Genomic DNA, 12859 nt, shown 5'->3' with positions numbered 1-12859 from the left:
TTGCGCTGTTTACCTTTCCTTTTGATTTTTCTTCATTTGCAGTGCATGAAACTGCTTCGCTTCTTCTAAAATGTTGGGATAAAGCTGATTAAAGTGACACTGCAACGTATCATAGTGACGTTCGAGGTCATCGTAACATACCTCAAGCATACCAAGCTTGGGTCTTCTCAACGCCATTCGCTGTAACACCACCTCTAAAGATGACATGTCTTGATAGCTCTCTAACCATCTATGCTCAGCCATTTTCTGATGAACCATCACGAAATTTTCTGGCCAGTGTGGTTCTTGATGTTCAAAGATTTGTTGATGGCTATCCAAACAAAAACGCTCTAAGGTCTGCTGCGAGAACTGAGTCCAATGATTGGCTAAGCAGTGATCCCAAAATACATCGAGTGCAATAGGTGCAAAGCGTCGTGTTTGACGGGAAAACAGCGATTTAGCCGCGCGAGATACATCATGACGATCCGTATAGCCATCAACAAATCGATGAAGCCGAATCCCATCACAAAGTGAATCTGAATAGTGTTTGCTCGGATCACCTTTAACGAAGTCGCCCAACAGGTTACCTGCTAAGTTGCTTTGGCAGTGATGAGCGATGTGGAGATGGGCGAGAAAGTTCATTGAACCTCATTAAAGTATCGATAACGGATCGTGAGCTAAGCGCTCAATTAGCAAATAAATAAGTACACAAGTAAATTACAGAGTAAACCTAGTTGTTTGCCTTGGCGAGCTTTAATCAGTATTGACTTCTTTGCATGAAACCCATAGACAATAAAAATATCCAACCAAAATCACAAAAATAAAAACACAATCTCACAAATTCTCACTACAATATGATATAGATCACATTCTTATCAGGGTCGGTTATTTAGAGTCCACGGTAAAGGATTTACCATGGAGTTTTTATGAAAGAAGTACAATTTCGAACGATAGACAAACTGTTTGTTAAGATGTCTATCAACGATAAGTTTTGGGTCATTTTCTTGATCTTTTTCGCCGCATTATCTTTTTCGCCGCATTGGCAAGCCTAGCTGGCGCTAACTACGCCCACACAGTGCAACACATTGACGCGAGTGCAAAGCAGCAGGTTGAGCATCAACTGCAAGGCATGTTATCAATATCAGATTCCCCTGCTTCTGTTAGAACGCTTCGTAAGCAAACACGCCCTCAACAAACGGTCGTAATGAACAGTGGCGCGATTACCGCTACCGCACTTGCACAAGATGGTAACTATTACTCTCTCACCGTTTCGAACATCGACACCCAGAGTCAAAAGCAGCAAGCACTGTACACTTTATTACTCAGCTTTTTATGGTGTGTGCCTTTTGGCCTTTTCTGTTACTGGGTCGCAACTTTCCTAGGTGGCGCACTTTGGGTGCTTTATTCAACCACTCAAAAAATTGGTGATGGCGATTTGACATCACGCCTTGGCTTTCACTCTGGTCGAGATGAGTTTGGTACGATTGGCAGTGCGCTCGACCGTTCAATGGACACACTGAGCGAGTTAGTCAGTAACGTTAACCGCAGTGCCGTGACTCTGAGCGAAACGTCGACTTCTTTCGAGACAGAATTGAAGCGCAGTGGAGCACAAATCATGAGCCAGAATGCTTCGCTAGATTCGGTTGCCACCGCAATGGATCAGATGACGGCTTCAGCAAATGAAGTGTCTAATATTTCAGCACGAGCAACTGAGCAGACAGAGCAAGACGCACAGCAGATCAACGATAGTCATACCAAGGTTCAACAAGCGATATCAGAGATCACCACCCTCTCTTCTTTGATCGAGCAAACCTCCTCTTCTGTCACTAGCCTGAACGTTAACACAAGCCAAATTAACGAAGTAATCACAACGATCAACGCAATCTCGGAACAAACTAACCTACTAGCACTGAATGCCGCGATTGAAGCTGCACGTGCGGGTGAACAAGGGCGTGGTTTCGCCGTTGTCGCTGATGAAGTCAGAACACTGGCAAGCCGCACCCAATCAGCTACGGTTGAGATCCAAGCGATGATTGAGCGCTTACAGCAAGAGAGCCAGAACATCGCCAAGATCACTGAGCAAACGGTCAACCAAGCACAAACTAGTAGTCAGCTGATTTCAAACATTGGTGACGATGTAAATTCAATTGCGGATTCAGAACAAGCATTAATGGATATGAGCATTCAAATTGCCACATCGGCAGACGAGCAAAGTAACGTTGCGAATACCATTGCAGCCGAGCTTAACGATATCCGTAGCCAATCCGATGTCATTAAAGATGTGGCTAATAATTCATCAAATGGAGTTTCCAAGCTCACTGAAGCGTCGGTTTCCCTATCTCAAACACTGGTAAGATATCGCACTCAATAGAACGTTCGACATCTAATCAATCGAAAGGGCTCATCATGAGCTCTTTTCTATTCATGTATTTACGTATTAATAGGTTATTGGGGAAATAGTACGTGAGTGATAGCACTCAATTTTAAGAGTGAATAGCAAGAAGTGATGTTGTCAGGAAACCTCTATAAATTTTGAAGAGTACTCATAAAAGTTGAGCATTTGGCTTTTAACGACATGATAATCTGTATATAGGTTGGTTTCTGGATTGTCATTATCATGAAGTCAGTCGCAAAGGAAAGATTATCATGTGTCCAAAATGTTTTTTAATTAAGCTTGAAGGTAACCTAGTACATGGCTTTACTTTTCGCTTCCCTTCTTGCCGAAATAATAGGTGACACATAATGAATAAAACAAAAGCACCAAACATCGAAGACATCAAATGCCCTTTATGCCAACATGACGAGTATCTGCTTTCAACAAGTGGCGAGAAGTTTACTTGTGCATCTTGCGGTTTTCATACCAAACAATTCAGTAAAATTGTCAGCTTTGAATTATGTGCTAACCTGCCAAAGCTCTCTGATTCGGTATACCCCCCCTTGAGTAGTGTTTGCCACTAATCCAAGCTGAAATCTCACCTAAACTGTATATATCAACCGCTGCTAGTTCTGCTGTGACAGTTTGTGAATCACTCGCTATCGACTCACTATGACTTGGGCGTAAACGGAAAGATTGAATGCCAGCACCAACACCCGCTTGAATACCCTTTAATGTATCATCAACATAGATACATTCATTGGGTAGGTAGCCCATATTCATTGCGGTATACATAATAAGATCGGGTTCTGGCTTCCAACTATTGGCATCAAACGCTGAAAATACTTTACCTTTAAAATCATCGAGCATTCCTGTCATTGTCAACGAAGATTCGATCCGAGATTTAGGGGCATTTGAAGCGATACAATATTCAATATCTTGTCGCTTAAGAAATTCAATAAGCTCAAGTGCACCGTCCATTGGCTTTAGGTGCCGTTGAAACAGTGTTTCGAGTTCAGAGCGATATAACGGTTCAAGGCTATCAATGGATATCGACAATCCAAGACGCTGCTGAGTGTCCATAAGGATGTCAGCAAGTTTTCCGCCTTGAAAGTGTGTGTAGCACTCATTGACGTCAAGATAAGCACCAAAATGACAAAAGACGTTAACTAATGCTTGGCAGCACAGCTTTTCACTATCAATCAGTGTTCCATCACAATCAAAAATTACACACTTAGTTTGTTCCAACCGCATCGATAATCCACTCTCATTGAATCCAAGCTTTATCCTATAGGGTTATCTGATTTCTCGGGATGATAAAGGTAACACTTTGTCGATAGGCGCTTTTTTCTCTTCGCAAAATATGCAGTGGATCACCTTATTACTCAATTTTTATGCAACAAGTGTCATTTATTCAAAAATAAACTTAATCGAGCGCGGTGCAGAATTATCATCGGTATTAAAGAAAGCATAGAAACTATAATGCTGAGACAGCCAGTAAATAATGAGAAATGACGCTCATTCATTATTCTATCATTGAGACCAATAGCTGAACGCTATTAGCCTCTTGTCAAAATGTGACGTATTGCATGAGATTAACGCTGCAAAAAGAGGTTACTTTTCTAACCAAACTTTACTCTTGGTACCTTGGTTTTGTGTCCAGAGATCGTACAACTGTTTGGCAAAGCCAGCAAGGTTGTGATCGTGCTGGTTAACCACATCCGAAATCAACAGTGCGTCGTCGCTCGCGGTAACAATGGCGCTTGCCACGACATCGCCATTGTGTGTCCCAACATACAGCTCATGCTCATCCGACAGCATTATCTGGCTTAAGAACTCCAAGATATTGGCTCTTTCGGTTTCACTTTGGTATGTACTAGCTTGATTGAGTGAGAAAAGCACGGTTAATTTATGAAAATCGACTTTATGCAGCTCATCAATGTGAGTAGGAGTTTGCTCTTGGGGAAGAAGTTGATAATTTTTTTGGGAAAGTTGGCTTTTATAGAGCTCTCGACCAAGAAGGCTCTCTTTTGCAGGGTAGGCAATGTCGAGTTGGCTAAATAGCCATTGGTTTTTATTATGTGCAATTTCAGGTATTTCGTTATTCATTCTTTTAGTACCTACGGTTAGTATCCCCAAATATCACAGTTATTTGGAAGACATAGGGTCGGCTGAGGTGCCGAGCTACAACCAGAGAGCATACAGAGCATGACCAAGGCCAACAAGTACTTTAAATGCTTCATATTTTTCATTATCCAACAACATCCTTTAAGAACTTAACGAAAAGCTCTACACTCGTATTCATGATTTCAATATCCTTATAGTAAACAGAACTATATAAATAAAAAGGACTTCTTATGAAAAAAGCCCTAATAGCAGCAGGTATCATCACAATGTTAGCTGGCTGTTCGGACAACGAGGTTGGCGACGTGTCTTTGGGATTATTCACCATGAAAGATATTAAGATGTCATCTTTGGATGACGATAAAATCCCGGGTGTAACGTGTCACATTGCTTCAATCGAAGCGAATCTTAGCCTTTCTGATCCTAGTGACAGTTCCATCTCATGTCGCCAAACGGGTGATATTACACCAAAGATGATAGCGGCCATCGACAAGAGTAAATCGGGAGAAGTGGTATTCAAGCAGTCTAAAAGTATCTTCTTCAAAACAATGAAAGTTAGACGTATTTACGATGCCGATAATCAAACCTTACTCTACTTGTCTTACACGACCAAAGAGACCGAAGGCAGTTTCAAACACAGCCTTTCTACCGTTCCACTTTGGGGAACAACGGCTTACGTTGATTCTGTAACATTAGTGACAGAGTAACGCTCTTGAATCGCCTGTTCTGACTCTGTCCTTTCACAGTTCAGGTGATTCAAAATGTAATATTGATGCAAGATTACATTTATAGTGTGATATAATACGCAAAATTTTTCACTGTATTTTTCATATGAAGTTTCCTGGACAGCGTAAATCTAAGCACTACTTTCCAACTCACGCCCGTGATCCGTTGGTCAACCAAATTCAACAGACTCCTAAGCTACACCGGGCAACCATTGTCGGTGTGGGTCAGACAATTGTTGATATCGAAGCACGTGTTGACAACGCGTTCCTAGAAAAATATCAACTGAGTAAAGGTCACTCGCTGGTATTGGAGGAAAGTAAAGCAGATGCGCTGTACGAAGAGTTGGTAGAACGCGGTTTGATTACGCATCAATACCCTGGCGACACCATCGGTAATACACTGCACAATTATTCGGTTTTGGCCGACAGTAAATCTGTGTTACTTGGCGTGATGTCTAAAAAGATTGAAGTCGGCTCATTTGGTTACCGTTACCTGTGCCGCACTTCGGCTCGTATGAACTTAAACCACCTACAAACGGTTGATGGCCCAATTGGTCGTTGCTATACGCTGATCAGCGAAGATGGCGAGCGTACATTTGCGATCAACGAAGGACACATGAATCAACTGCTTCCTGAAAGCATCCCTAAAAAAGTGTTCGAGAAAGCGTCGGCGCTGGTGGTTTCTTCCTACTTAATGCGCGGCAAACCTGAAGACCCAATGCCAAAAGCGGTACAAAAGGCTATTGAATACGCAAAAGCGTACAATGTACCCGTTGTACTCACGCTTGGTACTAAGTATGTAATCGAAGGTAACGCTGAATGGTGGCAAGAATACCTGAAAGAAAACGTCACCATCGTTGCGATGAATGAAGACGAAGGCGAAGCCCTAACGGGTGAGAAAGATCCACTATTGGCCGCCAACAAAGCACTGGAGTGGGTTGACCTTGTTCTATGTACTGCGGGGCCAATTGGCTTATATATGGCAGGTTATACTGACGAGTCAGCAAAACGCGAAACCACGCTGCCATTGTTACCGGGTAACATTTCAGAGTTCAATAAATACGAATTCAGCCGTGCTATGCGTAAGCAAGACTGTAAAGCACCGGTAAAAGTGTACTCTCACATTGGCCCATACCTCGGTGGTCCTGTTGAGATTAAGAATACCAATGGCGCGGGTGATGCGGCACTTTCAGCCGTTCTGCACGACATGGCTGCCAACAGTTATCACTGTGCCAACGTACCGAACTCAGCGAAACACCAACAGACTTGCCTCACCTACTCTTCGCTATCACAAATCTGTAAATACGCGAACCGTGTAAGCTACGAGGTGTTAACTCAGCACTCTCCTCGCCTTTCACGTGCCCTTCCTGAACGTGAGGATAGCTTAGAAGAAACGTATTGGGAGCGTTAATCTCACCGTGGTGTGTGGTTTACCTGTGTTTAAGCCAACCATAGATTACCAATAATCAGAATGGCTGCTCTATGCAGCCATTTTTGTATAAATACCCAATGATGTGCTCAATTTTAGATTGGATCTTAATCAATAATTCTTCATGTTGACTTTCTGCTAGTGCATTATTCGAATAATTCGACTTTACTTAGCGAATATATGCAGTATCATCGCTGCGCAAACGTTTACGTACCACTTTTCGGTTCTGATATAAGGATCAAATATGCTGTCTGATATTGATATTTGCCGCTCGACTCCCCTTCAAAATATCCGTGAGGTTGCCAAAAAAGCAGGCCTGCTACCCGACGAACATCAGCCGCTCGGGCAACATAAATCAAAGGTCTCTTTAACGTCACTTGATCGATTATCAAATCAAAAAGACGGCAAACTCATTGTTGTTACTGCGATTACACCCACACCACTTGGTGAAGGCAAAACAGTGACCACCATCGGGCTCGCTCAAGGTCTTGCCAAAATTAACCAATCAGCGATGGCGTGTATTCGTCAGCCTTCAATGGGCCCTGTGTTTGGTGTTAAAGGTGGCGCAGCTGGCGGTGGCTATTCTCAAGTCGCGCCGATGGAGCAGCTAAATCTTCATCTAACTGGTGATATTCATGCCGTAACAGCCGCTCATAACCTTGCGTCTGCAGCGATTGATGCACGTTTGTATCACGAACAACGCGAAGGCTTAGACGCGTTTGAAGCGCGTTCTGGCTTAAAAGCCTTGGATATTGACCCAAGCAGAATAGTTTGGCGACGTGTACTCGACCACAATGATCGTGCACTGCGCATGATCACGGTTGGTCAAAACGAAGCAGGCAAAACCATTAACGGATTTGAGCGCCAAGATGGCTTTGATATTTCTGCCGCTTCAGAGTTGATGGCGATCCTTGCGCTGGCTGATGACCTTCAAGATTTAAGAAAGCGTATCGGACGAGTGGTACTCGCTTACAACCAGCAAGGATTGCCGTTAACCGCCGAAAACTTTAATGTCGCGGGCGCGATGACCGTCACAATGAAAAACGCTATTGAGCCAACGTTAATGCAAACCCTTGAGGGTGTTCCTACACTTATTCACGCAGGGCCATTTGCGAACATTGCACACGGTAACTCTTCAATTATTGCCGACAAGATTGCCTTAAAACTGAGTGATTTTGTGGTGACCGAAGGTGGTTTCGGCTCAGACATGGGTTTCGAGAAAGCGTGCAACATCAAGGTTAAGGCATCTAACAAGAAGCCTGACTGTGCCGTTGTTGTTGCGACGCTACGTGGATTAAAAGCGAACTCAGGTTTATACAATTTAAGACCGGGCACCCCACTGCCAGATTCTATTTTTAGTGACGACCAAGATGCACTTATTGCCGGTTTTGAAAACCTGAAATGGCATATCAACAACGTTAAGCAATACCAAGTTCCTACCGTGGTTGCGATTAATAGATTCCCGCAAGACTCAGATCAAGAGCTAGAAGCTTTGACACAGATGGTCACCGACTTTGACCCAAGCGTTAGCGTGACAGTGAGTGAAGCATTTGGTCAAGGTGGCAAAGGGGCGACTCAGTTGGCTCACGCCGTGGTAAAAGCTTGTCAAACTGAGAGTGAGTTCAAGCCTTTGTACGACTCTGAGCAAAGCCTCGAAGAAAAACTGATGGTGGTCGCTGAAGTAGGTTATGGCGCAGCAAGTATGACCCTATCGCCTCTAGCAAAAAAACAGTTGGCAGAATTTAAGCAGCACGGATATGACAAGCTATCGGTTTGCTTGGCGAAAACCCCACTATCTATCTCAACACAAGCACAAATCAAAGGTGCACCTACCCAGTTTGATGTCCCAGTAAGAGAGCTTAAGCTATGTGCAGGCGCGGGCTTTATTTACGCGTTATGCGGCAATGTCATGACAATGCCTGGCCTACCCGATAGACCGGCATTTATGTCTTTGGACATTGATAGCAACGGAAACACCATCGGATTAAGCTAATCATGCAGAGCCTTTATTAAAGCGACGTATAAAGGCTCTGTATTAATCCGGGAAAACATCCCGACAACTCACCGTATGTGTTAGGCAATGATGCATTAATACGATACCGATACATTGATACGAACAGGTTTCACTTATTCGATTGCAGCTAACCTCTTTTTATAAATTTAGCAACATTTCGAGACGGAACTTGGACTAACTTCATGTAAATTTTGATATTACATTTAAATTTCTCGGTAAGTATCACATTAAATATTTTAAGAAATATATAGTATTACCCTAATTCTGTAAGGGTGATAATGAAAACCAGCATAAAAAATCTAACCAGCCAGTTTCTATTGACCATATTCATATTGGGGTTGCTACCTGCGTTCTACATCCACTCTGAATGGCAGCACGTGGATGCTCAGCATACTTTCAACATCACACAATCTGCGCGAAATCAAATTGATTACAGCTTCCATGAGCTCGAAGTGATTGTCGAACAAATATCTAACTCGGTCCCTTTTATTGCAGATTCTAAGACCCTACTACGAGCGATAGAAGAGCCTTCCATTGTTCATAAAGAAGCCCTGCTAGACCTTTGGAAGATGTCAGCGCTTGGGCAAAAGTACTATTCTCAACTTCGCTACCTTGATTTAAGCGGAAATGAAGTCTTTCGTGTGAATTATAAAGACGAGCAAGCAACGGTTGTTCCTGACTCTCAATTACAAAATAATGCTGAGCGCGACTACTTTAAAACCCTTCAACAGCTAAAAAGCGGCCAAGTCAGTGCCAGTGATATTGGCTGGGAGATGGAAAATGGCCAACGAGTCAAGCCCTTAGTTCCCACCCTACGCATCATGACAACCGTGACTGCCAACAAGAAAATCGTCGGCTACTTTATTGCCAATCTCAATATGCTTGAGATCTATGAGCGCCTTCACTTTCAAATTGGCACCTCAACAACCGTCCCGATGATCCTTGATAAAAAAAGCCACATCATTGCAGGGCCTAATCCTTCTGAACTCTCTGTTGATAAATACGAATCACAGTCAAACATAACATACGCAAACCGTTTCCCTAAACTGTGGCAAGCCATCCAAGACAATACTTCACCAAGCTACTTTGACGGTGAAAATTGGTTTTTCTATTCCAATATCAGCGCTAATATAGATCAACTTTCAGACCCCATTTATCTGGTTCTGCACATTGAAAACCAACAATTCAATCGCCAATACCGCCAAGAGCTGCAAGCCATTATCGTACAAATAGTAATCCTAACCTTTCTCATTTTGATGCTTGCTGCTGGGTTTGTGTTGTGGAATCGAAACCATAAAAAGAACAGCATTGAAAGCCAACTGGCGAAAGCAGTAATGAACGGTATGTCGTCACTGCTGATCACCGACCGTCATAACCGAATCATCAAAATAAACCAAGAGTTTACCCGCGCTAGCGGCTATAGCTTAGCGGATGTAAAAGGACACAAGCCATCGATACTTTCCTCTGGATACCAAGATAAAGCGTTCTACAAAAAAATGTGGTGTACCATCAATGAAGAAGGGATGTGGAAAGGGGAAGTCGTCAATCGTTGTAAAGACGGCTCTTTGATCACGGAAATACTGCGAATCCAAACCATTAAAGACTCAGACGATGTCATCCAGTTCTATGTGGCGTCATTTGTTGATATTAGCAAGCATAAGGAGCTCGAAAACAAACTGAGAAACCTCAGTGAAAAAGACGCTCTGGCGGGTTGTTGGAACCGTCGTAAATTTGACCGAGAACTGCGTGAGGGTTGTTCACGCGTAAATCGCTATCCCGCACAAGAGCAGGCTTGTCTAGCTATCCTAGATATTGATCACTTCAAGGGCATCAACGACAGGTACGGTCACCACTTCGGCGACCAAGTGATTCAAACCGTCGTAAAAGTACTGCAGCGAGAATGTCGTCAAACCGATTTCATAGCGCGAATTGGCGGTGAAGAGTTTGGCATTATTCTTCCTCATACCACAATCGAAGAAGCAGATAATGTACTCAATCGTCTGAGAACCACCGTCAGCGTAGAACTCGACAATATGGTGACAATAAGTGGTGGAGTGACAAACTTAACTAATGACCCAACTCTCAACTATAAGTGTGCTGATTTAGCACTATACGAAGCAAAAGCAACCGGTCGAAACCGAGTGTGCTTATTAGTCGACACAGAAATGAGTGACATGGCCTAATCAATCATCAAGGCCACTCGATGAGCGGATAAACAGGCAAATGATTAACAAAACTCTCAGTGTTCAATAAAGTATCAGTGATCCACTAGGCAGTAATTAGATGGCTGAGTTAACTCGTTAGCGATGATGGCTGAAGAAAGTTACTGATACCCTCATCAATATTCAGTATCATGAGCGACATTACCACTCAAGATGGATGTTTATGTTACACATATCTAACTCTGTTTCGATTCAAGGCTGGGAACTCCAGTTAACCGCGATCAGAGCGCAAGGAGCTGGAGGCCAAAACGTCAATAAAGTATCGAGCGCGATACATTTACGTTTTGATGTTAAGCATTCAACCCTACCCGATTTCTATAAAGAAAAGCTGTTAGCATTCAAAGATAGTCGTATAACCAAAGACGGTGTGATTATCATAAAAGCTCAACAATATAGGACTCAGGAGCAAAACCGAGAAGACGCCTTAATACGCCTCAAAGAATTGATCTTGGAAGCGACAAAAGTTCAAAAATCAAGACGTGCAACCAAGCCAACTCGAGGCTCTCAAAGAAGACGTTTAGAAAATAAGAAGCAAAGAAGCTCAACCAAACAGTTGCGTGGAAGAGTCAGCTGATCCCCTCATAAACCATTCGCTTTAGCCTTTAGCCTTTAGCCTTTAGCCTTTAGCCTTTAGCCTTTCACCACGGTGAACCGTCGAACGCATCACTTAGCAAGCTTAAAGCCAGTAACTATCGACTAGCGATATTTTAAAGCGACACTTCCCTTTTTCACAGACAAGATAAGCTTAATTAATAGCATCCGCTACTCAGTAACCGGCTAGCGGCGGCTACATCTTCATCTGTCGTATGAGATGCGTGCAAGGTGTCGAGTACAATATCTAAGTCAGTCACCTTTAGCGTCCGTGTAATTGCTCGATATTGTGACATTTTGATATCGGCTTCTCCGCGCTCAATACGTTGGTAAGTTTTTAGACTCATCCCAGCAAGTGAAGCGAGTTTCTCTTGAGATAAACTCGCTTGCTTCCTACGCTCAATCAACGCCATAACAACAGGTTCTTGCGGCATAATCCCTCTCCTCATTTGGACAGTTATGACCTATAAACAGCAAGAAGCAGACCATATTGACTCGCACAGGTTTACATAAGTAACCAAAAGCATACTATCTGGTTTATATAAACGTTAGGTATCAATTTTACCAATCACAGTGACAGTCACTGTCGCTATTAAAAAGTGTGTCGAGAACAAGGCGGAATTTTTCGATAACTCGTTATTTCACAACCAAAAACTCTAACGACGTTATAGAGGTTTTAATACGCTCGGATACTCAGTGGCTGACTATGAATAGTATTCTCACTTTTATTTCATTGGTGAGCTTAGGTTTAATTGGTAGGCTTAGAGCTAGTACGCTTGAAACATCAAGCTCAGGAAATTATAAAAATTGCAAATTGCGAATAACAAAGATGCTCAATGGGAAATTGCAAATCAGTATGCATTGGTTTTCCCATGTATCGAACAGGCTTTACAATCAAACAACGTGCGCTTTGAAATACACGCAGTACAACAACGACTGCTGACCTATAAAGAGTTGCTATTACACCGAAACATATTGGATGACAACGTACTGAAACATGCGTTCATCGCACTCACTCAACAAGAGAAAGAAATCGTCCACGGCGGGTTCAATGACATCGACGATGCTATAAAACAAATTGATGGGATCATTGAAAGGTACAGCTCAAAACCTCAATAAAGTGGTGTCTTAACTCAAAGGCGACTGTTCCCCTTCCCCCAATTATTGGATGAATATCAGTTGGATAATGAATCAACATCAATTGGGTAACGAATAAAATATCAGTTAACTAAACGAAAAATAGAGATATACTCGTTCAACTTGAAAATGCAGGCTTGAGAACTTGAAAGTGATCATTAATTCGAGATGCCAAAGAGCCTGCGAGCTCTGGAAGAGTCACAGTAAAAAATTGGTCTATTGCCGCCTTGAAATCCCGTTTACTTTTGAAGTAAACGTTGTTCC

The 12859-nt window shown here is 42.8% G+C and carries 9 protein-coding genes and 3 pseudogenes; 7 read left to right on the top strand and 5 right to left on the bottom strand.

The genetic code is table 11. The annotated features are described in order from the left end of the window. Positions 1-9: 9 nt before the first annotated feature. On the bottom strand, positions 10-621 hold the full coding sequence (locus tag Q1A70_RS09840) for an ACP phosphodiesterase (RefSeq protein ID WP_299689996.1): 612 nt from the start codon (positions 619-621) through the stop codon (positions 10-12). Positions 622-905: 284 nt separating this feature from the next. On the opposite strand from Q1A70_RS09840, the pseudogene Q1A70_RS09835 reads away from it, so the two are divergent. Beyond that, positions 906-2350 (top strand): annotated as a pseudogene (locus Q1A70_RS09835) (methyl-accepting chemotaxis protein). Between the two features lie 528 nt (positions 2351-2878). Here the strand turns inward: Q1A70_RS09835 and Q1A70_RS09830 are convergent. Both Q1A70_RS09830 and Q1A70_RS09825 read right to left on the bottom strand, forming a co-directional pair. Continuing rightward, positions 2879-3607 carry an HAD-IA family hydrolase gene (locus tag Q1A70_RS09830; protein WP_299689999.1) on the bottom strand — a complete coding sequence of 243 codons (729 nt, stop codon included), beginning with the start codon at positions 3605-3607 and terminating at the stop codon, positions 2879-2881. A gap of 360 nt (positions 3608-3967) precedes the next feature. Beyond that, positions 3968-4462: a hypothetical protein gene (locus Q1A70_RS09825; protein ID WP_299690002.1), complete on the bottom strand. Its 495-nt coding sequence runs from the start codon at positions 4460-4462 to the stop codon at positions 3968-3970. Between the two features lie 248 nt (positions 4463-4710). Here Q1A70_RS09825 and Q1A70_RS09820 point away from each other — a divergent pair, with 248 nt between their 5' ends. The 5 genes from Q1A70_RS09820 to arfB all read left to right on the top strand — a co-directional run bounded on the left by Q1A70_RS09820 (position 4711) and on the right by arfB (position 11441). Then, entirely contained in the window at positions 4711-5184 is a 474-nt protein-coding gene (locus Q1A70_RS09820) for a CreA family protein (RefSeq protein WP_299690004.1), read from the top strand. Between the two features lie 124 nt (positions 5185-5308). Then, on the top strand, positions 5309-6613 hold the full coding sequence (locus Q1A70_RS09815; protein ID WP_299690006.1) for an inosine/guanosine kinase: 1305 nt from the start codon (positions 5309-5311) through the stop codon (positions 6611-6613). Between the two features lie 262 nt (positions 6614-6875). Further along, positions 6876-8624, top strand: coding sequence for a formate--tetrahydrofolate ligase (locus Q1A70_RS09810; RefSeq protein WP_299690009.1), 1749 nt, complete (start codon positions 6876-6878; stop codon positions 8622-8624). 299 nt (positions 8625-8923) lie between these two features. Continuing rightward, positions 8924-10828 (top strand): diguanylate cyclase, encoded by a 1905-nt coding sequence (locus tag Q1A70_RS09805; protein WP_299690013.1) that lies wholly within the window; start codon positions 8924-8926, stop codon positions 10826-10828. A gap of 202 nt (positions 10829-11030) precedes the next feature. Beyond that, on the top strand, positions 11031-11441 hold the full coding sequence (gene arfB, locus Q1A70_RS09800) for an alternative ribosome rescue aminoacyl-tRNA hydrolase ArfB (protein ID WP_299690016.1): 411 nt from the start codon (positions 11031-11033) through the stop codon (positions 11439-11441). Positions 11442-11563: 122 nt separating this feature from the next. On the opposite strand, the pseudogene Q1A70_RS09795 reads toward arfB, so the two are convergent. Continuing rightward, positions 11564-11892, bottom strand: a pseudogene (locus Q1A70_RS09795) (helix-turn-helix transcriptional regulator). Between the two features lie 373 nt (positions 11893-12265). On the opposite strand from Q1A70_RS09795, the gene Q1A70_RS09790 reads away from it, so the two are divergent. Beyond that, positions 12266-12577: a hypothetical protein gene (locus Q1A70_RS09790; RefSeq protein WP_299690019.1), complete on the top strand. Its 312-nt coding sequence runs from the start codon at positions 12266-12268 to the stop codon at positions 12575-12577. Between the two features lie 136 nt (positions 12578-12713). Here the strand turns inward: Q1A70_RS09790 and Q1A70_RS09785 are convergent. Continuing rightward, a pseudogene (locus Q1A70_RS09785) lies at positions 12714-12859 on the bottom strand (IS630 family transposase); the annotation flags it as partial.

The organism is uncultured Vibrio sp., from assembly GCF_947488985.1.
GTDB lineage: Bacteria > Pseudomonadota > Gammaproteobacteria > Enterobacterales > Vibrionaceae > Vibrio.
This window is presented reverse-complemented; position numbering and strand designations above follow the sequence as displayed.